This is a genomic window from Flavobacterium sp. MDT1-60, assembly GCF_014844035.1.
Classification (GTDB): Bacteria; Bacteroidota; Bacteroidia; order Flavobacteriales; family Flavobacteriaceae; genus Flavobacterium.
Genome location: NZ_CP062159.1, coordinates 782979 through 809703, shown reverse-complemented (window position 1 = coordinate 809703; position 26725 = coordinate 782979). Strand labels below are relative to the sequence as shown.

The 26725-nt window shown below is 33.9% G+C and carries 33 protein-coding genes; 13 read left to right on the top strand and 20 right to left on the bottom strand.

Features of this window, described 5'->3' with window-relative positions; all coding sequences use genetic code 11:
• Nucleotides 1–77: 77 nt before the first annotated feature.
• Both IHE43_RS03395 and IHE43_RS03390 read right to left on the bottom strand, forming a co-directional pair.
• Nucleotides 78–1022 carry an OmpA family protein gene (locus IHE43_RS03395; protein ID WP_192186684.1) on the bottom strand — a complete coding sequence of 315 codons (945 nt, stop codon included), beginning with the start codon at nt 1020–1022 and terminating at the stop codon, nt 78–80.
• A gap of 121 nt (nt 1023–1143) precedes the next feature.
• Nucleotides 1144–1905, bottom strand: coding sequence for an exodeoxyribonuclease III (locus tag IHE43_RS03390; RefSeq protein ID WP_192186683.1), 762 nt, complete (start codon nt 1903–1905; stop codon nt 1144–1146).
• A gap of 120 nt (nt 1906–2025) precedes the next feature.
• On the opposite strand from IHE43_RS03390, the gene IHE43_RS03385 reads away from it, so the two are divergent.
• The gene (locus IHE43_RS03385; RefSeq protein WP_192186682.1) at nt 2026–3828 is read left to right on the top strand and encodes a lysophospholipid acyltransferase family protein; all 1803 of its coding nucleotides are present in this window, start codon (nt 2026–2028) and stop codon (nt 3826–3828) included.
• A gap of 73 nt (nt 3829–3901) precedes the next feature.
• Here IHE43_RS03385 and IHE43_RS03380 read toward each other — a convergent pair whose 3' ends face one another.
• The 5 genes from IHE43_RS03380 to IHE43_RS03360 all read right to left on the bottom strand — a co-directional run bounded on the left by IHE43_RS03380 (nt 3902) and on the right by IHE43_RS03360 (nt 6572).
• Nucleotides 3902–4312, bottom strand: coding sequence for a DUF805 domain-containing protein (locus IHE43_RS03380; RefSeq protein ID WP_192186681.1), 411 nt, complete (start codon nt 4310–4312; stop codon nt 3902–3904).
• Between the two features lie 43 nt (nt 4313–4355).
• Nucleotides 4356–4619: a TM2 domain-containing protein gene (locus IHE43_RS03375; RefSeq protein ID WP_192186680.1), complete on the bottom strand. Its 264-nt coding sequence runs from the start codon at nt 4617–4619 to the stop codon at nt 4356–4358.
• A gap of 72 nt (nt 4620–4691) precedes the next feature.
• A complete protein-coding gene (locus IHE43_RS03370) occupies nt 4692–4970 on the bottom strand; it encodes a TM2 domain-containing protein (RefSeq protein WP_192186679.1) in 279 nt (92 codons plus the stop codon).
• A 16-nt stretch (nt 4971–4986) separates the two neighbouring features.
• Nucleotides 4987–5412, bottom strand: a complete 426-nt coding sequence (locus IHE43_RS03365; RefSeq protein WP_192186678.1) for a DUF805 domain-containing protein — start codon at nt 5410–5412, stop codon at nt 4987–4989.
• 215 nt (nt 5413–5627) lie between these two features.
• Entirely contained in the window at nt 5628–6572 is a 945-nt protein-coding gene (locus IHE43_RS03360) for a 2-hydroxyacid dehydrogenase (RefSeq protein WP_192186677.1), read from the bottom strand.
• 253 nt (nt 6573–6825) lie between these two features.
• Between IHE43_RS03360 and nhaA the strand changes: the two genes are divergently transcribed.
• Together nhaA and IHE43_RS03350 are read left to right on the top strand one after the other, a co-directional pair.
• Entirely contained in the window at nt 6826–7968 is a 1143-nt protein-coding gene (nhaA, locus tag IHE43_RS03355; protein ID WP_192186676.1) for a Na+/H+ antiporter NhaA, read from the top strand.
• Between the two features lie 62 nt (nt 7969–8030).
• The gene (locus IHE43_RS03350) at nt 8031–8330 is read left to right on the top strand and encodes an antibiotic biosynthesis monooxygenase (protein ID WP_225585359.1); all 300 of its coding nucleotides are present in this window, start codon (nt 8031–8033) and stop codon (nt 8328–8330) included.
• A gap of 202 nt (nt 8331–8532) precedes the next feature.
• Here IHE43_RS03350 and proC read toward each other — a convergent pair whose 3' ends face one another.
• From proC to IHE43_RS03290, 12 genes are all read right to left on the bottom strand, one after another.
• Nucleotides 8533–9309, bottom strand: a complete 777-nt coding sequence (gene proC, locus IHE43_RS03345; protein WP_192186675.1) for a pyrroline-5-carboxylate reductase — start codon at nt 9307–9309, stop codon at nt 8533–8535.
• A gap of 100 nt (nt 9310–9409) precedes the next feature.
• Nucleotides 9410–10759, bottom strand: coding sequence for a magnesium transporter (gene mgtE / locus IHE43_RS03340; RefSeq protein ID WP_192186674.1), 1350 nt, complete (start codon nt 10757–10759; stop codon nt 9410–9412).
• Nucleotides 10743–11528 carry a 16S rRNA (adenine(1518)-N(6)/adenine(1519)-N(6))-dimethyltransferase RsmA gene (gene rsmA, locus IHE43_RS03335; protein ID WP_192186673.1) on the bottom strand — a complete coding sequence of 262 codons (786 nt, stop codon included), beginning with the start codon at nt 11526–11528 and terminating at the stop codon, nt 10743–10745. The genes mgtE and rsmA overlap by 17 nt, the downstream gene beginning before the upstream one ends.
• Before the next feature lie 181 nt (nt 11529–11709).
• Nucleotides 11710–12021, bottom strand: coding sequence for a DUF4286 family protein (locus tag IHE43_RS03330; protein WP_192186672.1), 312 nt, complete (start codon nt 12019–12021; stop codon nt 11710–11712).
• A gap of 126 nt (nt 12022–12147) precedes the next feature.
• Complete coding sequence (locus tag IHE43_RS03325; RefSeq protein ID WP_192186671.1) at nt 12148–13929, bottom strand: tetratricopeptide repeat protein; 1782 nt, start codon at nt 13927–13929, stop codon at nt 12148–12150.
• A gap of 50 nt (nt 13930–13979) precedes the next feature.
• The gene (gene lgt / locus IHE43_RS03320) at nt 13980–14801 is read right to left on the bottom strand and encodes a prolipoprotein diacylglyceryl transferase (protein WP_192186670.1); all 822 of its coding nucleotides are present in this window, start codon (nt 14799–14801) and stop codon (nt 13980–13982) included.
• Nucleotides 14802–14881: 80 nt separating this feature from the next.
• On the bottom strand, nt 14882–16153 hold the full coding sequence (serS, locus tag IHE43_RS03315; RefSeq protein ID WP_192186669.1) for a serine--tRNA ligase: 1272 nt from the start codon (nt 16151–16153) through the stop codon (nt 14882–14884).
• Between the two features lie 300 nt (nt 16154–16453).
• A complete protein-coding gene (locus IHE43_RS03310; RefSeq protein ID WP_192186668.1) occupies nt 16454–16873 on the bottom strand; it encodes a lipocalin family protein in 420 nt (139 codons plus the stop codon).
• 373 nt (nt 16874–17246) lie between these two features.
• On the bottom strand, nt 17247–18791 hold the full coding sequence (locus IHE43_RS03305; protein ID WP_192186667.1) for a patatin-like phospholipase family protein: 1545 nt from the start codon (nt 18789–18791) through the stop codon (nt 17247–17249).
• A gap of 216 nt (nt 18792–19007) precedes the next feature.
• Nucleotides 19008–19574, bottom strand: coding sequence for a hypothetical protein (locus IHE43_RS03300; RefSeq protein ID WP_192186666.1), 567 nt, complete (start codon nt 19572–19574; stop codon nt 19008–19010).
• Nucleotides 19575–19796: 222 nt separating this feature from the next.
• Nucleotides 19797–20339 (bottom strand): DUF4375 domain-containing protein, encoded by a 543-nt coding sequence (locus IHE43_RS03295; RefSeq protein ID WP_192186665.1) that lies wholly within the window; start codon nt 20337–20339, stop codon nt 19797–19799.
• A 68-nt stretch (nt 20340–20407) separates the two neighbouring features.
• Nucleotides 20408–20578 (bottom strand): hypothetical protein, encoded by a 171-nt coding sequence (locus IHE43_RS03290; RefSeq protein WP_192186664.1) that lies wholly within the window; start codon nt 20576–20578, stop codon nt 20408–20410.
• A gap of 250 nt (nt 20579–20828) precedes the next feature.
• Here IHE43_RS03290 and IHE43_RS03285 point away from each other — a divergent pair, with 250 nt between their 5' ends.
• The 10 genes from IHE43_RS03285 (at nt 20829) to IHE43_RS03240 (ending at nt 26093) form a co-directional block, all read left to right on the top strand.
• A complete protein-coding gene (locus IHE43_RS03285) occupies nt 20829–21341 on the top strand; it encodes a hypothetical protein (RefSeq protein ID WP_192186663.1) in 513 nt (170 codons plus the stop codon).
• Between the two features lie 13 nt (nt 21342–21354).
• Nucleotides 21355–21861: a hypothetical protein gene (locus IHE43_RS03280; RefSeq protein ID WP_192186662.1), complete on the top strand. Its 507-nt coding sequence runs from the start codon at nt 21355–21357 to the stop codon at nt 21859–21861.
• A gap of 5 nt (nt 21862–21866) precedes the next feature.
• The gene (locus IHE43_RS03275) at nt 21867–22283 is read left to right on the top strand and encodes a lysozyme inhibitor LprI family protein (RefSeq protein ID WP_192186661.1); all 417 of its coding nucleotides are present in this window, start codon (nt 21867–21869) and stop codon (nt 22281–22283) included.
• Between the two features lie 14 nt (nt 22284–22297).
• Nucleotides 22298–22576 carry a hypothetical protein gene (locus IHE43_RS03270; protein ID WP_192186660.1) on the top strand — a complete coding sequence of 93 codons (279 nt, stop codon included), beginning with the start codon at nt 22298–22300 and terminating at the stop codon, nt 22574–22576.
• A 207-nt stretch (nt 22577–22783) separates the two neighbouring features.
• Nucleotides 22784–23230, top strand: a complete 447-nt coding sequence (locus IHE43_RS03265) for a protease complex subunit PrcB family protein (protein ID WP_192186659.1) — start codon at nt 22784–22786, stop codon at nt 23228–23230.
• A gap of 288 nt (nt 23231–23518) precedes the next feature.
• Nucleotides 23519–23851, top strand: a complete 333-nt coding sequence (locus IHE43_RS03260; RefSeq protein WP_192186658.1) for a hypothetical protein — start codon at nt 23519–23521, stop codon at nt 23849–23851.
• A gap of 18 nt (nt 23852–23869) precedes the next feature.
• A complete protein-coding gene (locus tag IHE43_RS03255) occupies nt 23870–24427 on the top strand; it encodes a YdeI family protein (protein WP_192186657.1) in 558 nt (185 codons plus the stop codon).
• A 25-nt stretch (nt 24428–24452) separates the two neighbouring features.
• Complete coding sequence (locus IHE43_RS03250; protein ID WP_192186656.1) at nt 24453–24863, top strand: hypothetical protein; 411 nt, start codon at nt 24453–24455, stop codon at nt 24861–24863.
• Nucleotides 24864–24970: 107 nt separating this feature from the next.
• Nucleotides 24971–25162 (top strand): hypothetical protein, encoded by a 192-nt coding sequence (locus tag IHE43_RS03245; protein ID WP_192186655.1) that lies wholly within the window; start codon nt 24971–24973, stop codon nt 25160–25162.
• A gap of 28 nt (nt 25163–25190) precedes the next feature.
• Nucleotides 25191–26093 (top strand): PhzF family phenazine biosynthesis protein, encoded by a 903-nt coding sequence (locus IHE43_RS03240; protein WP_192186654.1) that lies wholly within the window; start codon nt 25191–25193, stop codon nt 26091–26093.
• Nucleotides 26094–26143: 50 nt separating this feature from the next.
• On the opposite strand, the gene IHE43_RS03235 is transcribed toward IHE43_RS03240, so the two are convergent.
• Nucleotides 26144–26371: a CDGSH iron-sulfur domain-containing protein gene (locus IHE43_RS03235; protein WP_026984188.1), complete on the bottom strand. Its 228-nt coding sequence runs from the start codon at nt 26369–26371 to the stop codon at nt 26144–26146.
• Nucleotides 26372–26725: the final 354 nt, after the last annotated feature.

The window sequence follows — 26725 nt, the reverse complement described above, 5'->3', positions numbered from 1 at the left end:
CAAAAAAAAGGGTTCAAAGTTTTACTTTGAACCCTTTTTTAAAACTTAGAATCTTAGTCCCTTAGAACCTTAGCGTCTTAGTTTATGCTATTAAGCATCTCAGCGATTTCATCTAATCTTGGCGTTAAGATGATTTCGATTCTGCGGTTTTTTGCTTTTCCTTCCGGAGTTGCGTTGCTTGCCAATGGAGAAAATTCGCTACGACCTGCAGCTGTTAATTTTTGTTTGTTGATTTTAGTGTTTTCACTTAAAATATTTACAATTGCAGTCGCTCTTTTAGTTGATAGATCCCAGTTGTTTGCAATTGGACCTGAACCTGCATATGGATCATCATCTGTATGTCCTTCAATTAATACGGAAAGATCCGGATTATCTCCTAATACTTTTCCTAATTCAACAACCGCTTTTCTACCTTCTACTCCAACAGCCCAGCTTCCTGAGTTGAAAAGCAATTTGTTTTCCATAGAAACGTAAACTTTTCCGTTTTTTTGTTCTACTGTCAAACCTTTTCCTTCAAAACCGTTTAAGGCTTTAGACAACGTTTCTTTCAGTTTTTTCATTGCCGCTTCTTTTGCAGCAATCATCGCTTCAAGTTCGTTTAAGCGACTTGCTGTTTTATCTAAACGTGCTTGTTCTTCGGCTAGTTTTTTAGATTTTGCTTCTAATTGCGCTAACAATTCACGGTTTTTAGCCATATTACTTTCTAATGCATCGTTGCTGTTTTTCTCTAATGCATTATAAGAATCCTGTAATACTTTGTATTTCTTTTGTTCTGCAGCTAAATCTGCTTTTTGTTTAGCAAGATCATCTTTTGTACTAGCTAAATCTTTAGTTAATTTATCACGATCTAACTCTAACTGATTTTTTGATTTTTGCAATTCAGCATTTTCATCAGCGATGGAACGATTTTCTTTTTTAAGATCTGAATATTTGGTTTCAAGATCGTTGTAAATTTTCTTGGACACACATGAAGTCATAGACATGGCTACAACTAGTAATCCGATAGAGGCCTTTTTAATCATTTTACTTTTTGGTTTTATTTGGAGGGTATTAATAATCAAACAATATCAAAATTCAATACCAATAACAATGTCAATTTTGAATTTTAAACTGCTATTCTTTCAACAAGAACAATACCAAACTTTAATCAATTTCAACTAAAACCGGACAATGATCTGAATGTATGGCATCTGGAAGAATAACAGCACGTTTTAATCTGTGCTCCATGGAATCGCTTACCAAATTGTAATCGATACGCCATCCTTTGTTATTCCCACGGGCTCCGGCACGATAACTCCACCACGAATAATGGTGCGGATCTTTGTTGAAATGACGGAAACTATCGATGAAACCAGATTTCATAAAACCGTCAAGCCATGCGCGTTCTTGTGGTAAAAATCCTGAAACGGTTTTATTACGAACGGGATCGTGAATATCTATTGCTTCGTGACAAATATTGTAATCGCCGCAAATGATCAGATTCGGAATGGTTACTTTTAATTCGTTGATATAGTTTTGAAAGTCATCCATAAACATAAATTTATGATCTAATCTTTCAATATTTGTCCCTGATGGAAGGTATAAACTCATTACAGAGCAATCGTCAAAATCGGCACGAAGGTTACGACCTTCAAAATCCATGTGATGAATTCCGGTTCCGAAAACGACATTGTTGGGTTTTATTTTAGAAAGGATAGCAACACCGCTATATCCTTTTTTTGTTGCGGGATAATAATATTGAAACGGATAGCCTGCGGCCGTGATATCGTCGACCGGAATTTGTTCCTGAGTCGCTTTTATTTCCTGAAGGCAAATTACATCAGGGTTTGCCTGTTGCAGCCATTCGATAAAACCTTTAGTTATTGCTGCACGAATTCCGTTAACATTATAAGAAATAATTTTCATCAGTGTATTTTTTTTAGGATTCCAAATGTAATAAAAAAGTGGAAAGTTTGTGTTGGAATCAACGAAAAGTAGAGTTTTTTGTTATCTTTGTTCGCTGCTCTAATAAATTAAAAATAGTACATGGGTTTAGTTACCGCGAAAGAAGTTGCAAAGGCAATAAATGTTGATAAGTACGGAGTTTTCGGTACTTTCTCAGGCTGGATTCTTATGAAGGTTCTTAAGATCTCTACCCTTAATAAAATTTACGATCATAATAAACACTTAGAGGATGTTCCGTTTTTAAACGGGATTTTGGATGAGATGGAAATCAAATTCGAAATTCCTGAAGAAGATTTAAAACGTTTACCTAAAGACGGCGCTTATATTACCATCTCAAATCATCCGCTTGGAGGAATTGATGGTATTTTATTATTGAAATTAATGTTGGAAAGAGAACCAAATTTCAAAATCATCGCCAACTTTTTATTGCACCGAATTGTTCCGCTTAAAAAATACATCATGCCGGTTAATCCTTTTGAAAATCATAAGGATGCCAAATCAAGCGTGGTAGGAATCAAGGAAACTTTACGCCATTTAAGCGATGGAAAACCTTTGGGAATTTTCCCTGCCGGGGAAGTTTCTACTTATAAAGATGGAAAATTAGTAGTCGACAAACCTTGGGAAGAAGGGGCTTTGAAGCTAATCAGAAAAGCAAAAGTTCCTGTTGTACCGATTTATTTTCATGCTAAAAACAGTAAATTATTTTATTGGCTTTCTAAAATTGACGATACTTTGCGTACTGCAAAATTACCATCAGAGCTATTAACTCAAAAAGATCGTGTAATTAAAGTTCGTATTGGTAAACCGATCTCGGTAAACGAACAAAACGAAATTGAATCGTTTGAAGAATATTCAGAATTCTTAAGAAAGAAAACCTATATGCTTGCCAATCCTTTTGAAAAGGACAGCAAACTGATTGATACCGCGAGCTTAAAAATACCAAAAGCACCTAAAAAAATTGTAACGCCGGCAAGCGAATCAAAAATGATTGCTGAAGTTGATGCGTTAAGAAACAGCGATTGCCGTTTACTGCAAAGTAAAAATTACGAAGTATTTTTTGCTACAGCTAAATCTGTTCCGAATATTTTACATGAAATTGGACGTTTACGAGAAATCACTTTCCGTGAAGTTGGTGAAGGGACAAATGAATCTATCGATTTAGATAAATTTGACCAATATTATCACCACATGTTTTTATGGGATGATGAAACCAAAAAAATTGCAGGTGCCTACCGTATGGGATTAGGTTCTGAAATTTATCCGAAATATGGAATTGAAGGTTTTTATCTGAATGACTTGTTTAGATTTGAGCCTGAATTGCACGATATGATGCACAAATCGATCGAAATGGGACGTGCTTTTATCATAAAGGAATATCAGCAAAAACCAATGCCTTTATTCTTGTTGTGGAAAGGAATTATTCATACCACACTACGTTATCCGGAACACAAATTCTTATTAGGCGGCGTGAGTATCAGTAATCAATTCTCTGATTTCTCAAAATCACTGATGATTGAGTTTATGAAATCAAATTATTACGATCCTTATATTGCGCAATATATTCATCCTAAGAAAGCTTATAAAGTAAAACTGAAAGACGCTGATAAAGACTTTATTTTTGATGAAGCCGAATCAGACTTAAATAAATTTGATAAAATCATAGACGAATTAGAGCCGGGAAATTTACGTTTGCCTGTTTTAATTAAGAAATACATCAAGCAAAATGCACGTGTTGTAGCTTTTAACGTCGATCCTTTATTCAACAATGCAATTGACGGTTTAATGTACATCAGAATCGCAGATATTCCTGAAAGCACAATGAAACCCGTTATTGAAGAATTTCAAATAGAATTAGAGCGCAAATTATCCGAGAAAGAAGATTAATTGCAAATTGATATAAAAAGAAAATCCCGTTAGCACTTACTAGCGGGATTTTCTTTATAATTCTTATTTAAAACTAGTAAGGCTGTTCGTTTCCAATTTCGCTAATTTCATCAAAGTCATCTTTTGGATCTATTCCCCATTGATTTGTTCCTGATTCCCCTTCTGTACATAATACAACCAAAAGCCAGATTACTCCAGCCAGAGGTATAAATACGATAAAGAAAAACCAGCCGCTTTTACCAACATCATGCAAACGTCTAACTAAGACAGCTAATCCAGGTATAAAAACTAATAAAGAATATATACCGCGACATATTCCTAATTCTCCTGTTCCAATAGTAAGACCTGAAAAAATATCGACAATCATCAAAAGAATTGAAATTATTATTGTCGCTAATGTATAGAACCAATATTCACTTCTTCTGGCTCTTCCACTAAAATTAGCGTAGTTTTCAAAAACTACCTTTTTGTACCATTCAATCATAATTTCTTAATTGTAATCTATTTTTAATAAAAGTATTTAAATATTAAAACCAAGGTTTTCTACCAACCTGATAAGTCTGGTAAAAATCTTCGTCGGTCTTTGTTAGGTAAATAATTCCTTCTATAAGTCCTATTAAACTACCTAGTCCGCATAAAAGATTAAGAAGTATTTGAATTATTCCTTCTTTGGTGTAACCTAAATAGAATTTATGAATTCCTAAAGCTCCAAGTAAAATTCCAAAAATTCCAGCAACAACTTTTTTATTTTCTGGTTTGGAAGTTCCAAACTCTGATTGTGTATTTTCCATAATTTAAATTTAAAATCAATTATTATTAAAAAGAAAATCCCATCCACAGTTGCAGATGGGATTTTTTATGTTTTAGAACCAGCCTTTTTTTCCAACCTGATAAGTCTGATAAAATTCTTCGTCTGTTTTCGTCAGGTAAATAATTCCCTCAATGAAACCTATTAAACTTCCAATTCCACAAGTAACCAAAGTGATTACTAACTGAATAATCCCCTCTTGTGTATATCCCAGGATGAATTTATGTATTCCAAATCCTCCTAATAAAATGCCTAAAACTCCGGCAACAACTTTTTTATTCTCTTGTGTTGGGGTTGATGGTGTATTCCAGGCTTCTGGTTTTGTATTTTCCATTTTTACTTATTTTAAATTATTGCAATTCAACGTTTCCGATTTCATTAATTTCTTCAATTTCATTTTTTGGATCGGTTCCATAATAGTTTTCACCTGAATCTCCTTCTGTGAATAACAATACCAGAATCCAAATTGGACCAACCAATGGAATCATAGCTACTAGAATAGTCCAGCCACTTTTACCAATATCGTGCATTCTTCGAACTGAAACTGCCAAAGACGGAATCATTGTTCCCAGTGCATAAAGCATAAGTAAGCCATAAGCTAAACCAAGAGCCAAAGGACCATTATCTGTAGCCGCGTATATAATAAGTCCTAAAACAACAAACAATAAAAAGATAACTGTACTCGCCAAACGAAAATACCAGTATTCACTTCTTCTGGCTCTTCCTTTGAAATTTGCATAGTTTTCAAAAACTACTTTTTTGTACCATTCAATCATAATTAATAAAATTAGTTAGTTAAACCCTACTCTTTTTAGGATTTTCGGCCGCTCCTCTCTAAAAAATTTGTTAAAAATTTTCCGAACAATATTAGAAAAAAATAATCTTAAAAACTAATTCCGAATGTTACTTTTAAAGAAAAGACTTGTTATTAAAAACTAAATTGATTTTACAAAAAGAATACAACTCCTTAAGTCTTAGCCACATTGGGCTATTACGCATAAACCGCTTTGATTTTATCTACAATAACCTGTGCCAAACGTTCATGACTTTCAAAAGTCCAGCCTGCGATATGTGGTGTCAACAAAACATTTTTGGCTTCTAATAAATATTGAAAAGCCTCGGGCGTATTTTTATCCTGAAAAAGTGTTTCAAAAGATAATTTCTCATACTCCAAAACATCCAAACCTGCTCCCAGAATCTTTTTAGACTTCATAGCTTCAACTAAATCCGCTGTAACAATATTTTTACCGCGCGAAGTATTAATAATCCAAAATGGCTTTGCAAATGCGTTTATAAAATCTTTATTTACCATTTTGTCCGTTTCCGGTGTCCACGGAAGATGTAAACTCAGCACATCGGTTCTTTTTTGTAATTCTTCCAAAGAAACTTGTTTGGCATTTTCGTCGACCACATTGTCCAGAATATCATAACACAAAACATCAACCTCAAAACCGCGAAGCTTTTTGGCAAAAGCTTTTCCCATATTTCCATAACCAATAATCCCGACAGTTTTTCCGTCCAGTTCATGACCGCGATTGCTTTCACGATTCCAGTGTCCGGCTCTTATTTCGGCGTCGGCCTGATTTAAATTATTGAAAAGGGATAGAATTACACCCAGGGAATGTTCTGCAACAGCGTTGCGATTACCTTCCGGAGCAGCAATTAAATGAATTCCTTTTGCCTCTGCATAATCACAATCGATACTTTCTAAACCCGCGCCAACTCTGGCAATAAACTGTAAATTGGCTCCTTTATCTAAAAACGTTTTGTCAATTTTAAAACGACTTCTGATTACGATTCCGTTATACTCGTGAATTTTAGCTTCGATTTCTTCTTTTGAAGATTTAAAATCGGCATGGTTTTCAAAACCGGCTTCTTCAAGTTGTTGCCAAAGGATTGGATTGTTGCTGTCGATATGTAGAATTTTTACACTCATAACTAAGATTTATTATACTAAAGAAAAACAAAAATACAGCTTATTATTTATTACTAAATGTTAGAAAGTTTCAAGTTTCAGGTTTCAGGTTCAAAACTCTGTGTATTAATCTGTTGTGAGATTAATTAAAGCCAAACTATGAGTCTTAACTTGGATAGAATTTTTTATTGCCTATATTTTTTCTAACTTTGAAAATAACTTCGCTGAGAATTCTACCCGATATTCATCTTCAAATCAGCAAAAATTCTCACAAATGATATTGACCAAAACTTTTAAATCTTTTTTTGAAAACGAAAAATCAGGAGGGCTGTTATTGCTTTTTGTTACTATTATTTCGCTTTATCTTGCCAACTCTTCTTTTCAGACTGATTATATCGCTTTTTGGGAAAAAGATTTAGGCGGACATTCCATCACACACTGGATCAATGACGGATTAATGACTATTTTCTTTTTGTTGATTGGTTTAGAATTAGAGCGTGAAATTTACCATGGAGAATTATCAAGTATAAAAAATGCTTCTTTACCCTTAATGGCGGCTTTAGGCGGAATGCTCGTTCCTGCCGGAATATTTTTAGCCTTAAATTTTGGAACTGCAACCCAAAACGGAGCCGGAATTCCGATGGCAACAGACATTGCCTTTGCAATTGGAATTTTATCCCTTTTAGGAAGCAAGGTTCCGGCATCTTTAAAAGTATTTCTAACTGCGCTTGCGGTTATTGATGATTTAGGTGCCATAATTGTTATTGCCATCTTTTACACCACTTCTATTTCTTTTATAAATCTTGGTATTGCATTAGCTATTTGGGGATTCTTGTTTATTTTAAACAGAAAGAAAGTCAACAACTTTATTCCATATTTAATTGGCGGTGTTTTTATGTGGTATTTTATGCTGAATTCTGGTGTTCACGCAACTATTACGGGCGTTATTTTGGCATTTGTAATTCCGTTTGAAGATGGTGGAGAAAAATCAGTTTCGTATAAATTACAGCATTTTTTACATAAACCCGTTGCTTTCCTGATTTTGCCATTATTTGCGATTGCCAATACCTGTATTGCTATAGAATCTGATTGGCATGAAGGATTAAATCATCCCAATTCATTCGGAATTATTTTAGGATTGGTCGTTGGAAAACCTTTAGGAATTCTGCTTTTTTCTTTTTTAGGAGTAAGTGCCGGTCTTTGCGTTTTGCCTAAAAAATTAAAATGGACACATATTTTAGGTGCAGGAATGTTGGGCGGAATTGGTTTTACAATGTCGATTTTTATTACCATTTTAGCTTTCAAAGATCCTGAAACTATTGTTTTTTCTAAAATTGCTATTTTGATCGCTTCTGTGCTTTCCGGAATTTCCGGATTTGTTTATTTGAAGTATGTTTTGAAGAAGAAGAAAATTTAAATCCAATATAGAAAATCCCAAATTCCAACATCACATCATAACTATTTTTAAAACTTATTATTATGATTGCAAGAATCTGGCACGGAAAAACAAAAGTCGAAGATTATGAGGTTTACACCGAATTTCTACAAAAGACCGCTATTCCTGACTATTCAAAAACAACTGGTTTTATAAAATTATCCTTTTTACGAAACATCAAAAGCAACGAAGCCCACTTTACTTTAATTACGTATTGGGAGAATCTCGAAGTCATTAAAAATTTTGCCGGCAAAGATTTTGAAAAAGCGAAATATTACCCTGAGGATGTTCATTTTCTTTTAGAATTTGAAGAGAAGGTGGAACATTTTGAGGTTTTTAGCTGATTAAAATTCCAATATAAAAAATACCAAATTCCAATTATTTGCAAACTTGTCATCCTGAAGGAGGAAAAGGATCACACAAGAAATTCCGCATAGTTATTCACCAATCTTTGGCGAGTTACGCTTAGTGTAAAAACAAAAATTCCAAATCCCAAGCCTAAGCATTGGAATTTGGAATTTTTTATATTGGAATTTCTTTAAAAACCTAACCTTTGATTTGTTTCAAAGAAGTTTTAATACCCTTAATCAAGGAAGAACTAAAACCATTGTGTTCCATTTCATTCAAACCAACGATTGTACAACCCTGAGGCGTCGTTACACGGTCAATCAATTGTTCCGGATGTACTTTTTCCTCTAGCAACATTTTTGCAGCTCCTTTTACGGTTTGCGCGGCAATTGCTAAAGCCGTTTGCGAATCAAAACCAATTTCGATTCCGGCCTGCATTGACGCACGTATATATCTTAAGGCATAAGCCGTTCCGCATGCTCCAAGAACAGTTGCTGCATCCATTAATTTTTCATCAATAACCGGAGCCGTTCCTAAATCCTGGAATAAATCGACAATTGGCAATGCTTTTTCTCTGTCTTTTTCAGGAAAAGAAATACAAGTTGCTGATTCTCCGAACTGCGCCGCAATATTCGGCATGATTCGAATTACCGGAAATTCGTTATTTGTTTTGGATTGAAGCACATCTAAGGATAATCCGCTTACTGCAGAAGCTATCGTTTTTCCTTTGATTACTGGTAAAATTTCAGCAAAAACAGTATCAACCTGATATGGTTTTATCGTTAAAATTACCACATCAGCTTCCTGAATGTTATGTTTATTATCGTTAGAAACTGTAATTCCGTATTCAGCTAAATATAGAATACTTGCCGTGTTTCTTCTTGTTACTGTAACCTGATTGTTTTTGGAGAATTTGGCAATTCCCAAGGCAATAGAAACCCCCAGATTCCCTCCTCCAATTATATGTACTTTCATTGCTTATTTATTGGCTGGTTAATAGCATATTTTCGGTTTGCAAATTACATAGATTTTAAGGATCTTAAATCACTGTAATCTATTAATTTGTGGCAAAAATCTAAAACCCTAGAATCAATTTTGCCACTCCAAAGTAGAGCATAATTCCAAAAACGTCATTGGTTGTTGTGATAAACGGACCTGTCGCAATTGCGGGATCAATTTTATTCTTATGAAGGAAAAGCGGCACCAAAGTTCCTAAAGTCGCAGCGAATAAAATCACTACAATCATCGAAATCGAAATCGCCATTCCCACTAAATATTGTTGGTACATAATCGAATGATATCCTAAAAGAAGTAATGAAATAATACTACCGGAAATCATCGATACAGAAATTTCCTTACTAAAATAACCACGACTAAATTCTTTTAAAGTTCCGTTCGCCAAACCTTGTACCACAATGGCAGAAGCCTGAACGCCAATATTTCCGGCTGTGGCCGAAAGTAATGGAACGAAAATAATTAAAGTAGAATACTTTTGAAATGTAGCTTCATTCCCTTTCAAGACAAAAGAAGCCACAATCTCGATTACCATACCAATTAAAAGCCATGGCAAACGTGCTTTGGTTAACTCCAAAACACTATCGTTAGATTCAACGTCTTGTGTGATACCCGCCGCCAATTGGTAATCCTTATCAGCTTCGTCCTTTATTACGTCTACGATATCATCAATAGTAATTCTTCCGACCAAACGACCGAGTTCATCCACAACCGGAATAGCCTCTAAATCGTATTTTTGCATGATACGTGCTACCTCAACATCTTCAGTATCGACGTTTACAAAATTTAATTTTCGAATATAAATATCGCCAATTTGTGTTTTGGTAGAAGTCGTCAATAAATCTTTTAGTGATAATCTGCCTTTTAAACGGTTTTCATCATCAACCACATAAATTGAATGTACTCTGGAAACATTTTCTGCCTGAATACGCATTTCTTTTACGCAAGTCAGTACATTCCAGTTTTCATTGACTTTTACCAACTCTTTCCCCATCAAACCACCGGCAGAATTTTCGTCGTAACGCAACAAATCGACAATGTCTTTTGCGTGCTCGACGTCAAGCATTTCCGAGATTACTTCGGCTTTGATTTCCTGTGAAAGTTCACCGATAATATCAGCCGCGTCATTGGTTTCAAGCTCATCAAGCTCTTCCGCAATTTCTTTAGGCGAAAGTCGGCTTAAGATGTTTTCACGCAAATCATCTTCTAATTCCAGAAGAATTTCTGCTGTTTTATCACTATCTAAAACCCTGAAAATATAAGTTGCTTCGTCGAAATCCAGTTCATCCAGGATTTCGGCAATATCAGCGTGGTGCAAATCGTTTAATAAAACTTCAAGTTCCTGGTCGTTTTTATTAACAATATGCTCTTCTAATTGGTGGATTAATTCTTTGCTAACTTTGAACTCCATCGGCTTCTATTTTTTGAGTCAGTTCAATAAATTCTTCTACACTAAGTTGCTCGGGACGTTTATCAAAGATAGTGTCTAATCGCAAATTATCAGTTAAATTTAATGTTTTCAAACTGTTACGTAATGTTTTTCGTCTTTGCTGAAAAGCAGTTTTCACTACAGTAAAAAACAACTTTTCACCACATGGAAGACTATAATCTTCCTTTCGGGTCATTTTCATCACACCCGACTTGACCTTGGGCGGAGGAATAAAAACATTTTCGTCAACAGTAAACAAATACTCAGTAATATAGAAAGCCTGGGCTAATACGGATAAGATTCCGTACGCCTTTGAGCCTTTTTTCTCGCAGATTCGCTCTGCAACTTCTTTTTGGAACATTCCCGAAAACTCAGGAATCTGGTCTCTGAACTCTAAGGTTCTAAAAACGATCTGAGTCGAAATATTATAAGGGAAATTCCCGATTATAGCGAATTGTTTGTCTTTGTAAACCTCATTAATATTGTATTTCAGAAAATCCTGAGAGATAATCTGATTTTTTAATTTCGGATAATTTTCACCCAAATACGTCACAGATTCGGTATCAATCTCGATTACGTGCGTATTAATTGGTTTGTCAAGCAAATACTTAGTCAACACACCCATTCCTGGTCCTATTTCCAGAACCTCATCGTATCCTTCTAAACTCAAAGTATCAGCAATTGCTTTTGCAATACTTTCATCTTTTAAGAAGTGTTGTCCTAAATGTTTTTTAGCTTTTACTTTTTCCATTTTATCTTTTATTTGCCGCGAAGGCACTATGGTTTTTTGCCACAAAGGCACTAAGACACCAAATTTTTTTATTTTTTACCACAAATTACACAAATTATCACAAATTTAAAATTTACTAATCAGTGGAAACCTGTTTAATCCGTCAAATCTGTGCACAATTTCTGTTACTGAAACTCAAAAATTAATGTTCCGAAATAACTTCCAACTCCGTTCTGAAAGAAAGCATTTTGTCTGCGAACAATTCTAAAGCTTCTTTATGAAATTTCGGTTCGTCTTCAATGTAATATTGGTCTAAAGTTTCTTTGCTATCGGTAACATATTGAACGGAATAGGTAATTCCGCCCATTTCTTCTTCAATTAAAACCCTAACAATTCTTGCTGAAGAAAACTTTTCTGTAGCCAGAATTTCCGGTATGTGTTTTTCCTGCATCCATTTTAACCATTGGTCGTGAACGCTTTCGTGTATATTTGTGGTAACGTTGTAAATTATCATTTTTTTAAAGGTTCTGAGATTCTAAGGTTCTAAGGTTCTGAGCTTTTTTCTTCTTAAAATCTTAAAACAAATCGTCATATTATTAATTCTATTCTTTTTGGAGTTTGGAATTTGCTTTTTGGAATTTTACAAATTCTTATCTCCTCTCAACTCCCGGTATTTTTTTCTGGCATCAACAAAGTAAATACTGTCCTGATGGTTAAAAATCACCTTTTCATACAAAGGTTTTGCCTTTTCAATATCTTTTAATTCGTCGTTGTAAATTTCTGCCGAAAAAAACAGCGCTTCATCAACATAAATTCCGTCGCTATGATGGTCAATGATCTGCTGGTATTGGCTTAAAGCCGAATTATAATCCTTCAGACTTTCGTAAATTTTACCTAAACGCAACATTGTTACAGCTTCGATTTCCTGTCCTTTATAGGTTTTCAGAATATTCTGAAACTGCGTAATCGCTTCTTGTTTTTTATTCTGATAAATTAAAAAGTCACCTTTTGCAAACTGCTTCAATGCCGTTTGTGTCGAATCGGCAACGGTGTTGTCATTTATCAATAAAAAATATTCCAGGGCATCATTCGCAATCAACTGCGTGTTTGCCGACTTTAATTCTTTGAACTGTTTTAAAGCCCATTCAAAATCAGTTTTATAATAACTTGTTTTTGCCGCCTTTAAACTCGCTTCATGCGACATCACATCATTCTTTAAATCCAATTGAATCTGCGAATAATAAATCAGTGCCTGATTGAACTTTTCCTGTAAAAGCAAAATATCCCCCAATTCCATTTTGGCATCTGCTTCCTGATAATCATTCAAATTAAGCTCTAAGGCTCGTTTGACAATTGCGATACCTTCTTCTGGCTTTTTTAAATTAAATGCTTTAAAATGCGCCTGAATTAATTGCAAAGATAAGGTAAAAGGAGTTATTTCATAGGTTGTAAGCAATTGTTGTAACTCTGCATCGATTATTGGATACTCTTTTTCCTGTGCTTTATCAATTTTAATTTGCATTAAATAATAATTGCTCTGCACTAGCAAATCTAAATCTTTGGTATTAAGAAGAATAAAGTTCAGGATTTCAGCCGCAGTTTCAGTGTCGTCTTCATTTAATGCAAACTGACTTAAATTAACAATGCTAGAAAGAGACTCAGGTTCGCGCTTGTAAATCGCTTTTTCCTGAATAAAAGCTTTGCCAAATTCTTTTTGCTGTACATAAAACCAACTCAAATAATGATTCCAGAAAACATCCTGATCTTTTTGCGTTTTCAGGATTAGTGCTTTTCGCATTGCATCTTTAAAAGCCGTATTATCTGTTTCGCCATTCATAAAACGCGATAATTGCGTCTGAATCAAATTGGCATTTTGTGGATTTTGATAAGATTCTGTCAGTAAAAGATCAATCATTTGATCGGTCTTTCCTAACTGGCCATACAACATTCCTATTTGGAAATTGAAATTGTAATTAGGCTGTACCTGCATCGCTGTTTGATAGGCTTTCAATGCATATTCTAATAATACTTTTTTCTCGAATGAATTTCCAATTCCGTAAACATCATTAGCATTCGTTTTTATTTTTTCTATAGCCTGATCATAGTAGTTTTTGGCCTTTGAATCATTTTTCTGAAGTTGGAAATTATAGCCAAGTTCCACTAAAAACACACCTTGTTTGTATCTATTGTAACGATCCTGAATCATTTTTTCAGCCAAAGCAAATTGCTGCAATTGCTGATAACAATCGACTGTTCTTAAAAAATATTGGGTATTGGATGGTGCGCTGTTTAAAAGCTCTTCGTAACTGATCTTCGCTTTTTCAAAATCGCCTTTGTCGTAGTAATATTGAGCCAATTGCTCATTTTGAGAGAATGCAAAACCGGACCACAACAAAACGATATAAATAAGGATGTTTTTCATATTTCAGTTTTTTAGTCGCAGTTTCAGTCACAGTATAAAACTGTAAACTATTATTTAATTTCAACGTTCGATTTCCAAACAATCAAAGTTAAGCCAATTAAAATAAAAGGGATACTTAAAATTTGTCCCATGTTGATCAACATATTGTTTTCAAAACTTTCCTGATTTTCTTTAAAAAATTCGATTAAAAATCTCGCCAAAAACAACAATGTCAGGAAACTTCCAAATAGTAGCCCACTTGCTTGTTTTATCTTTTCTGATTTATACATCCAAAATAACAGGGCAAAAATCAGCAAATAGGAAAATGCCTCGTACAATTGTGTTGGATGCCTCGGAATCAAATCATCGCGTTGAAAAACAACGCCCCAATTTCCATTTGTAGGTTTTCCGTAGATTTCAGAATTCATAAAATTCCCCATCCTAATAAAGGCCGCTGTAATCGGAACTCCAATTGCCATTCTGTCTAACAGCCCTAAAAAATTAACTTTATATTTTTTGCAATATAAAATTATAGCAATTAAAACCCCTACTGTACCACCATGACTAGCTAAACCCTGGAAACCGACGAACTTATAAACTCCACCTATTTTTTGAATAGGCAAAAGTATTTCTAAGGGATGTTTCAAAAAATAATCAGGTTCATAAAAAAAGCAATGTCCCAGTCGGGCACCTAAAATCGTACCCACAATTACATAAACCAGTAAACTATCCAGATTATCTAAGGGCAGCTTCTCTTTTTTATAAATATCTCTAACAATATAATACCCTAGTAAAAGCCCCGAAGCAAAAAGAGCACCATAATATTTTAAAGGAAAACTATCTGTAATCATAATGATAACAGGATCTACATTCCAATTTAATACTGCGCTCATCCAGGTTATTTTTAAAGTATCCAGTCTCAATCTCAGTTTTCAGAGTGTTACTGAATACTAAGACTGTAAACTGCAATTAATTAGTTTATAATATCAAATCCGCAGTAAGGACGTAAAACTTCTGGAATTACAATTCCTTCCGGCGTTTGGTAATTTTCTAAAATTCCTGCCAAAACTCTAGGCAAAGCCAATGAACTTCCGTTTAGCGTGTGTGCTAATTGGTTTTTTCCGTCTTTGTCTTTGAAACGTAATTTTAAGCGATTTGCCTGAAAAGTCTCAAAGTTAGAAACTGAACTAATTTCTAACCAACGATCCTGTGCCGTAGAAAACACTTCAAAATCGTAAGTCAAAGCCGATGTGAAACCCATATCACCACCACATAAACGTAAAACACGATATGGCAATTTCAATTCTTTTAAAATATCTTTTACGTGTTCAACCATTCCATCAAGTGCCTGATAAGAATTATCAGGATGTTCGATACGTACGATTTCTACTTTATCAAATTGATGCAAACGGTTTAATCCACGAACGTGAGCTCCGTAAGAGCCTGCTTCACGACGGAAACATGGTGTATAAGCTGTATGTAAAACCGGCAATTCACTTTCGTTTAAAATAACATCACGGAATAAATTCGTAACCGGAACCTCAGCCGTAGGAATCAAATATAAATCATCAATAGTTGAATGATACATTTGACCTTCTTTGTCTGGCAATTGTCCTGTTCCGTAACCAGAAGCCTCATTTACCAAATGCGGTACCTGAACTTCATTGTATCCTGCTGCTGTATTTTTATCTAAAAAGTAGTTGATTAAGGCACGTTGCAAACGAGCACCTTTTCCTTTATAAACCGGAAAACCTGCGCCTGTAATTTTTACACCCAATTCAAAATCGATGATATCATATTTCTTTACCAATTCCCAGTGAGGTTGTGCGCCTTCGTGTAAAACCGGAATATCGCCTTCCTGAAAAACATTCAAATTGTCATCCGGAGTTTTTCCTTCGGGAACAATATCTGCCGGAAGATTTGGCAATGTGTATAATTTATTTGTCAATTCGGTTGCTAAAGCTTCTGCTTTTTCGCCCAATTCTTTACTTTTTTCTTTTAAGGAAACTGTTTTTTCTTTTAAGATTGCGGCTTTAGATTTTTCACCCGCTTTCATTAATTCCCCTATATCTTTGGATAATTTATTAGATTCAGCTAAAGTATTGTCTAATTCCACCTGTGTAGCACGACGGTTTTCGTCTAATTGCACCACCTCTTCAACAACGCTTTTAGCATCGATATTTCGTTTTGCTAAAGCCTTGATTACTTTCTCCTGATTCTCTCTAATAAATGCGATTTGTAACATAGCTTTGTGTTTATAACTAGTATTTTTATATAAAGGAAGCAAATTTAAGGAAATGTTTGCTAAGATTACGACAAAGTTTAAAATGAAAAAGTTATTTCGTTGTTGTTTCGCAGAGATTCACGAAGGTTCCGCAGAGTTACACAAAGTTTTAAAAAAAATCTTTGCGTCCGACGCTCAGGGATTCTGTAATTCTTTGTGTATCTCTGTGAAACAACTACGGAATAAAAACAAAAAAACGGAAACAGCCCCCAAGCCGTTTCCGTTTCTGTCTCTCAAAATTGAGATTCAGCAAATAATAATTTATCTGGTATAAACCGTGATCGCACCATTAGCATCTTTCACTTTCAATTCTGAAAGCGTAAGATTTACGATGTCCTGAGTTTTACTTACACCATTTATAACGGTAGTTAAATTATTGTGTGATCTTGAATAAATACCTGATCGTGTTGTTATAGCACAAGCACTAATTGTTGAATCATAATCTCCTTCTGTTGCAGTATTATCTAATTTAAGTTCCAGATAATCTTTTTCGCATCCACTTTGATTTTGTGGCGCATCAATTAATGTTTCTGTACCACCTGAAGTAGTACCAATTTTACTTAGTTTCCATTTTCCTTCTAATGGAACTAATGTTTCTCCTTCATTATCATCATTGCTGCAAGAGGTTGTAAATAAGCCAATGCTTAGGATTAAGGCGAGTAATAAGCTTTTCGTTTTCATGTTTGATTTCTTTAAATATTAATAGTGCTAAATTAATTTTAAAGTTTCCCGTTGTGTTACACAAATTTCCCGATGATTTACATAATTACTAGAAAATCGTAAGTTAATTCATAAATAATGTATAAAAGTTGTGGAATCATATTCTATAACACAGAGGTTCGCAAAGATTTGCACAGAGATTCACAAAGATTTATTACACAATTTGAATCTCTTGTAATGGCTGTACTTACTCTATTACGCAAAGCTGCGCAAAGGATTCACAGAGATTCACAAAAGATTTATTATACTCTTTGTGAATCTCTGTGTTATTCTTCGTGTCTCTCTGTGGAATAGCTGTACTTACTCTATTATGCAAGCTGTGCAGTGGAATAATTTACTTACGTTCAATCAATAATTCCTTAAGTTCGTTTGTTTTCAAAAAGGTGGCCAGACGCCCTGCAAGCAATAAAACTTCTCTTTCTTCAGGAGCAATGCGTAATTTGGTTTGTACATGAGAAGCAAATTCATATAAGATCAGAATTTCGCTAGCCGTCAATTCGTTGAACTTATCTCGCTTTAAAGTAGCCAAAATCACTTCGCCGTCTTTATCTTTTGTAAAGCTTAGTTCACCAAATTGATCAATTAATTCTTTTTTGAAGTTGGCATAAAATCGAAGCCAGGTCGAATAATCATCATCTGAATTTTTTAATTCGATTACCAAATCTTCATATTTCTGATTTTTCTCCATCTTTAGTAAATGATCCCGAAGTGTTGTAAAACCAATCACCTGATAATTTGAAACCGGAATTTTATAGCGATCCATTAAATTTTCGACATCTCTGTCAAAAGTGATATAGCGCGTTTGAACCGTATACAACGATGCTGTTTCAAAAAGAGAAATTAGTTTGATTTTTTCGTCGCTGATGTAAGGTTCTTTTTTTCCTTGTCCCAAACAATCAATAAAAAGTGCTCTTTTGTTTTTATTATCTACTTTAGAATCATTATTTAGTAATTCTATCAGGGTTTTATATCCCATATTATCCGAAGCGCCACCATCAATAATACATAATATTTTCTGTTGATTTTTTACGCCGAATTTCACTTTTGGCAAAACGCCCGGAAAAGCAGAACTCGCAGTAATAGCATAAGTAACCGGAAAATTAAATCCATCATTTATCTCATTATGATCTAATGGAATCGAAGCCTTGTTTGGCGCCAAAGACGAATTTAAATTTAAACCTCGAATAATATGAGGCATAAACGGAATACGTTCTCCGTTGTTATAAGCCGTTGCATTGGCCACCATCATTGGTAAATTGGGCGTGTTTTTACTTTCCTTCGGAACAAAAAAATCAGACATCAACATTTGAGTTGAAAACTTGTTTGGGTTATCAGGATTCGTATTGTCATATTGCAGAATCTCCGAATCAAGTCGTTGTGTCATCGAGATTTTATCGCCTTTTTCATTTCGGCTATTGTTTAAAAGTGACAAAATTGTAGCCGATTTATCCACATAATCTTTAAAGGCATCAGCTTTGGAGAAATAAAACTCATTAAATGTACAATTGTCGTGATTGAGTCTGTTTTTTAGAATTGTTAAATAATATCCCGCCGAATAACAGCCTCCCGAAACTGTTGAGAAATAATCAATCTCATTTAAGAAGTTACGTTGCTGATTGTTTTCCTGGATTTCTTCTAAACCCAAAAGAACGCCCATACTAAAAAACTGCGCTCTTGAACCACCTCCCGAAATGGCAACTCCTAAAGCAATATTCGGATTCTGAAATTTAGCATTACGCTCCTGAACTGATTTATAGTCATTTAAAGAAACTGTTGGAATTGAACTATAGTTGATCTCTGAAAAAAGATTGATTTTATTTTGAGAAAAGCCCGATTGAAAAAAAAGAAGCACTATTATTTGACCGTATACATATCTCATTTTAAATCAATTAAATCCATAAAGCGAAGTTAATAAAGTTATTCCACAAAGTTGCGCAAGTTGACACAGAGATTCGCTGAGTTTTTTTGATGAGAATGAATCCCGAAATCCCTATAGGTATAGGGAGCGAAGTAGCCAATTTTTACTGCCACAGATTAAAAATCTGCAGAAAACCTTGAACCTTTGAGCCCCAGCAACTTTGAACCTTAAAAGAAACTACTCCACATTAAACAACCTTAAAATATACGAGAGTTCATATACAATAAACAGAATCGCCAGAATAGTATGAAAAACTTTATTGTGATATTTTATTGCTATCAGACAAAGCACAACATGTGTGGCAATCCTAATATAATACTCCGTTTGATTGTATAAAAAGTAATTTCCGCCTTTTATGGCCGTATCAATCATATCGGCAATATAACTGATTGCCAGAATCGCGAAAAACCAGTTTTTCCTCGAATAAAAATAATCTTCATAACCAGTATAGTCTCGTAAATCGTCCGGATATAAAATGGCACACAACAAATAGTAAATCAGGATATAACAAATGATAAAAAAGTAATCTATAAAATACCATTCGGTTATCAACTTGAGATTAAACTCCCACCACCAGAAATGAATGATCAGCAAAAAAACATAAAACACCCAAAGCGAGTGCACAAAATAGACTTTCTTTCGTCCCGGATGCTGAATAAAAATAACCGATCCTTTGATAAGATGCGTTAAGCTCAATCCGAGAATTATTCCGATAACAGATTTGATATGCGTTAGTTCTTCCATAAAAACCTCAATTTTATAAAGAACTAAAATTAATTTAATTAATTCAGAAACAAGTGCTTGCGAATAAAAATTTACTAACTCAGTTTAACCGCAAGGTTCGCAAAGGGCTTACGCAATGTTCGCAAGGAAAATAAAACTTTGCGCTTTCGCGACTTTGCGAGATTAAAACTAACCTCTTTGCGTGTCTAGCGTAAACCCTTTGCAAACTTTGCGATTAAAAAACTAGGCTCGTTTAATCTCATGCCCCACATATTCCTCCAAAGTCGCAAACATATCGTCTACCGAAAGCACTTCGAAATCAGGGTGATTTTTCAGGAAATTAGCATTCAGCGTAACCAGATTTTCTTCGAGTTCATAAAAAGTATCATTATTCAAAGAATCACGAACCGGATTCACGCCTTCAAATTTTCCGCTTACAAATTTATTCAGCTTAACACTGCTCATCAATTTAACTTTCTTGCTTTGCTGTTGAAACAATTCCAAATGCTTTTCGGCACCTATTAAAGCCAGACCTTCTTCAATCAATTCGTTTAGTTCTTTATTCCAACCCGATTTATAAACAAACTGCGCAAAATTTCCCTCTGCATATTGCGACCAGTAATAATCAAGGTAATAACTCATCAAAGCATCAGGATGAATAAATTCGTCATCAACACCTTCCTCACGCATTAAATTGATAACCGAAATATTAGAATGAATCACATCGTGAAGATTTTCACTATTCATTGCTGTTTCAGAAACTATTATTCTACCGAATTCCTCCATTTGATTTTGTTTTGAGATTGATTTGCAAATTTCAGTTAAATAAAAACAGAAAAGAAATACAATCTGATTTATATCGCATCAGATCCGTCCGTATTCTTTTTTTCATTCATTTTTGCCACCAAAGCCTTCAAACGCAAGGCGCGTTCTCTTTTTTCTTCCTGCAGTTTAGCCTTCTTCCGATTGAGCAATTTGGTGTGCAAAGCCTTGTTTTTCGTATTCTTTTCAGGTCCTTTTGCCATGATTTCTATGCTTCATTACTTTATTTCGCAAATTTCGGTGAAATAATGATATAAACGTGAATAATTTTTTGGGCGTTCTCCGCCGCGGCGGACCGGGCTATTCGCTGCAAGTCCTCGCACTCCTTCGTCAGGCTGTGGGCTTTCCACTACTATGCCTAACGCTCTCGTTTTCATAAGAAGATTTAGTTTTGTGAGATTATTTTGTACTATTAAAAAGAGTATTTTAGCTTTATTAAATACTTAGATAGTCATGATCAAAAAATACTTTTTATGTGCGATGATGATAATCATTATGTTAAGTTATCAAAAAAGTATCGCACAAACATCTCCGAAAATTGATGAAATTGAATTTACCTATACAAATAGTCGTAGAATTCCTTATAATGAGGTAAAAATCAATATTTCAAGAATGTCTACAAGTAATCGCGCAATAATATTTATTGAAAGCAGACCTGGTGATTATGACCCTCAATGGAACTATAGCAAAATAAAAAAATCTATAACTATTGATCTTAAAACTTTTAATAAACTTGTTATTCAAGCAGTATCTCTGGATCGAATAAATATTGGTAAAGCTTTTTTAGATGGGAAAGACGGAAGCACTTGGGAAATAAAATTTGGCTCAAAAGGAAAAAATAAAAGCTACCGATTTTGGTCACCTAACTACAACATAAAGGAAAGAGGGTTGTCAAATTTTGTAACTCTTTGCGAAAAAATAATAGATATTTCAGAATTAAAAAAAGAAGAAATTCTTGAAAACTAATCATATTAAAATCATGAAGTTATCTATCACTATTATATTCCTAACAGTATTATTAAGTTGTCAATCATCAAAAAAGAATCATGATTTTACCTTTTTTAAATGGAATATTCATGAATCTTATTACTTAAAGTTCAATTCATCAGACACACTTTATTTCATCAATACATATCCGCTTGAAGAACAAACTTCCTTTACGATTTTAAACGAAGAAGAAAAAGAGAAAATCCAAAGTACTTTAGATACTATATCTTTTCCAAAAGAAAAAGAGTTTATAAGCTCAGTTGATGACGGAGAAACTTTTGCTTTTGACTTAAAAAACAAAAAACAATCAAAACAACTTAAAATCCATGGCCACCAAGGTCCAAATCAATTTTGGTTATTCGGAAAATCATTAGAAGCGATAAAAAATCAACATCGTTTTATTAAAATCAATAAAAAATTTGATTTAAAGGATTTTAATAAAATAATAATTTCTCCAATTCCTTTACCGATAATTTGCAATCCGTGCCCACAACGATAAGACAAATGAACAAAATATACTTAATTTTTTTTCTATCCCTAATCAGTTTCTGTTCTTATTCCCAAGAAAGCAAAGAGATACAAAAACTAGAAATAGAACTTCAAAAATGCTTAGATGATACACAGAACAATATGTTGAACTGTACAATTGAATATTATAATAAAATAGACAAACAGCTTAATATAACATACAACAAAATCAGACCGACATTAAGCAAATCAGAACAGGAACAATTAAAAAGCAAACAATTGGCATGGCTTAAAAAAAGAGATCAATATTTCAAAAAAGTCGAAGTCGAAACTGCAAAAGAACTTGATGGAGAAAACTCATCACAAGATTACAGAATGATTTGTTCTCATGAAAATGCTCTATTTGTGAGAGATAGAATTATTGAATTAGAAAAAATATATTCAAAAAACTAAAATCGACTCAACCGATGAACCTTCCAAAAAACCTAACTCTATTCTACGTCTCGGGAATCCTCTCTATTGTCGCAGGAATAATTTACGCGATAATCCTAATAAACGGCAACTCCGCAGAAGATGGCTTATTGGGAATTTATATTTTGTTTGGTTTGATTCCGGTTTCTTTAGTTTTATTAATTGATCGTCTTTTGGTTCGGAAGTTTGGGAATCAAAAAGTGAATAAAGTGCAATTTTATTTTCTGGGATTTATTATACTTTTATGGATTATAAGGGCGATTGCTAATTTGTAATTTTTTTAATAAAGAGAATAAATTATCTGCAGTCTTTATCAACCCTATAATTATCAAGAACAAGTGAGATCAAACTCAATACAATTAAAAACTAGAAAACTTATCAAAACATAAACTTAACATTAGATTGCGCAACCATTTAAAAAAATCATATCTATTTAGTAAATAGGTTTTTACAATAAAACCTAATTAACTAAAACCCAAAACATGAAACAGATTATTTTTATTTTCAGCATTTTATTTGCTTTAACAAGCTGCGAAAGTGATGATTCACAAACGAAAGAGGTAACATTTTCTACAATTCTCCAAAATGATTCTTTTTATGGAAATTATGATAATCCAAAAGCAAATCTGGTTATAAGAAATCAGGAAGACTGGACCGCCTTAATCTCAAAAATGAATCCATATAGCGATACCAATTATTATGTTCCAGATGCCACAATTGATTTTACCAAATATCAGGTCATTGCCGTTTTTGATGAAGTACGAAACTATGGTGGCTATTCTATTGACATTACCAAAATTACGCAAACCAATAATCGTATTTTCGTTAAGATTGAACAATTAAAAACCGGAGGCCTAAATGCTGTAATAACCCAGCCTTGTCATATTGTTAAAATAGCTAAAATCAACAAAGAGGTTGTTTTTCAATAACCCTAATTATCCATACATAACAAACCGAAAATAAAGTAAATTTTACTTTTCAATCTCGGAATTGTATCATTTTATAGAATACTTATATCAAAATCCTAATAACCGGAACTGCATCACAAAACGGATTATTAGGATTTTTGGTTAAACAATTTTAGTAATAAAAAAGTTCGTAAAGTTCAATTCTATCTTCTGTTATTTATTATACTTTTATGGATTATTAGAGCGATAGTAAACTTATAAGAAATTGAAACTTACGATTTCTATTCAATTAAACTAAAAACCCAATCCATGAAAAACCTCATAATCGCCATAATTTCATTTCTATCTTTCTCGATGTATTCGCAAAATCGTTACGAATTGCAGGATGAAGGCATAGAAAAACTTTATCTTTCAAATTCTATTACCGAAATGGCTGATCGAAAGATCATGACAAATGAACCAATTGTTGTAATTGACGGCGTTCCGTATCGTTTTCAGGATTTAGAGAAAGAAAAACTTCCTTTATCAAAAAAAGAAATCATATCCATCATCCCTTTGGATAGGGAAAAAGGTATTAAAATTTATGGCACTTTTGCTGAAGCGGGAGTTTTAATTGTGACTACAAACAAAAAGAAAAAATAGTTTCAGCAATCAATTCAAATGAACCCAACCTTCTTCGCAACGCAAGAAAAATTCAGAGAATGGTTAGAAAAGCATCACCAAACAGAAACCGAATTATTAGTTGGTTTCTATAAAGTGAATAGCAAAAAACCTTCTATGTCATGGTCAGAATCTGTAGATCAGGCACTTTGTTTTGGCTGGATCGACGGCGTTCGAAAATCTATTGATGAAGAAAGCTATACCATTCGGTTTACGCCGAGAAAAAAAACCAGTATTTGGAGTGCCATCAACATCAAAAAAGTTGAAGAACTTACCAAAGCCGGACTCATGAAACCCGAAGGTCAAAAAGCTTTCGACTTAAGATCTGAAGAACGCTCCCGAATTTATTCGCACGAAAAAGAACCAGCTGTTCTCAATCCTGATTTTGAAAAACAATTCAAAGCCAATAAAACTGCCTGGGAATACTTTAACCAACAAGCACCATCCTACAAAAAAGTCATGATTCACTGGATCATGAGCGCCAAACAAGAAAAAACCCGAATTTCGAGATTGGAAAAAACGGTAAATATAAGTGCCGAGAAGAAGAGAATGTTGTAAATAATTAAAAAACTAAATCAATACTATGGAGATTTTAATCAAACTAATATCCTTCACTTTAGTAATCTCTTTAATCATTTTTCCAATATTTATTCTGAAACAATTATATAAACGAAAAACAAGAAACATCATTATTCTATACTTTACTTTTTGCCTTATTATTACTTTTCTTTTAGTTTTAACCGTTGCCTGGTGGTCTTATTTTTCAAACCAACTACTACTTTCACATTACGGATATAATTTTGACGACTTAGATACTATCGAAAGACTTCAGAATGTGGCGCCTGAAAACTTAGACAGAATAAAAAAATTAAGAATGAGTATGATGGGAATCGGTTGGCCACTGAAGGCTTTTATGGTCTATCCATTTTATTTCGTTTATCTTGTAATTGTATATTCAGTTCTGGATTATCAAAAAAATAAAACAAAAAAGTAATTATAGCTTCATTTTTCTTTGTATTCTTTATAGTACTTTTATGCAATATTTAGTGTAATATTAAATTTCTTATTGTTCGAAAATTCATAATTAACACTAATTTAAATATGGAAACTGAAGGAATTGGTGAATTAAGCAATTTTATTATTTGTTGCATCCTTTTGGTGACTGGTATCACTTCTTTTGTATCTGCCTGGATTTCGGGCAAAAGAAGTTTTAAAATTCGTCGCATAATTTTAGGTACAATTCTGGTAACTTTCTTCGTTATTCTATTACTAAACTTAAAAGAAATTAACTAAATCGTATATTCATCAAAAAAGATAAACAATGGAAAACAGAACCACTTTACAATACTATGTTTTAGATGTATTCTCAAATAAAAGTTATAAAGGAAACCCATTGTCGGTTGTTTTTACAAATGGTGATTTAGAATTAGAAACCTACCAAAATATCTCCAAAGAATTTGGTTATTCTGAAACATCATTTATTTATTATTCAACAAAGAAAAAAGCGCTAAAGGTTCGTTCATTTACCCCAACTGGAATCGAGATTGATGGTGCAGGACACAATTTATTGGGTGCAGTTTGTGGTGCCTTACTAAAAAGAATGCCCATTTTTGAGGAACAAAATGAAAGCGAGCGTTTTGTGATCATGAAAGATTCAGCCATTCCTTTAACGGTAAGCTTTGATCCAGCTACACAATATCCAGTGGTGCAAATGCATCAAAAATCAGCTGTCATCAAACAAGAAATCCCAACCTACAGAATTGCGGTGGCATTGGGTTTAAAAATCGAAGATTTAGATGTAAATGCTTTTGTTCCAACAATTGTAAAAACAGAAGTTGCCCACACCATGGTTCCCATAAAAAACAGTCAATTGCTCAATAGTATTGTTCCTGACAATCAACTGTTAATCGAAATATCAAAAGAATATCATTTTGAAGGATTTTATTGTTTCACTCCTGCCGATGAAAATCACGAACATATAGTCGAAACTAGATTTTTCAACCCCATAATTGGAATATATGAAGATCCGGCTACCGGAACGGCTGCAGGTCCTTTAATTGGCTTTTTAACGCAAAAGAAATTTACTAAATCAGAGAAAGAATATAAAATTCTGCAAGGTGTAAAGTTAAAACAGGCTTCAATGATTGAAGTTATGAATCGTGAAGAAGATATTTTGGTTGGCGGTTCTTCGATTATTACAATGCGTGGGGAATTATATCTATAAAAAAAAGCTGCATTAAATAATGCAGCTTTTTTTTATGTCCAAACCAGAAATTAGTTCGTTTTCATAGGCGGTAAATCAAACGCAACAGAATCGTGTTCGAAATTATTACGATGTCCACCATCGCAAAAAGGTTTGTTTGCCGATAATCCGCAACGGCAAAGTCCTAATGCAGATCTTCCCTGAAGTCCGTAAACTGTTCCTTCAGAATCCATGATTTCAAAATCACCTTCGATTTTTATAGATCCGTTTTTATTGATGATAAGTTTTGTCTTGCTCATAAGATTGTCTTTGTTTTTTTCTTGGGCAAAGGTTGCAAAATATATTTTGAAGATTTTACTTGTAGTGCTAGTTTAAACTCGTTCTATTTTATGGGGTTGTTTCACAGAGATGCACGAAGATTTTCGCAGAGATACGCAAAGATTGTCAGGCTGAGCGAAGTCGAAGCCCGCAAAGTGATTCAGCGCATGGGCTTCGACTTCGCTCAGCCTGACAAACAACACGGGAAACTTCTTGTGAAAATGAGTGCCCTAGCCCTGATAGAAGTGGAAATCCTTTTGTGCCGGGGTTCGGCACAAAAGATTGGAACGGATAGCGGGATTAGCTCCTGAAAAAACAATCGACACTAAATAATC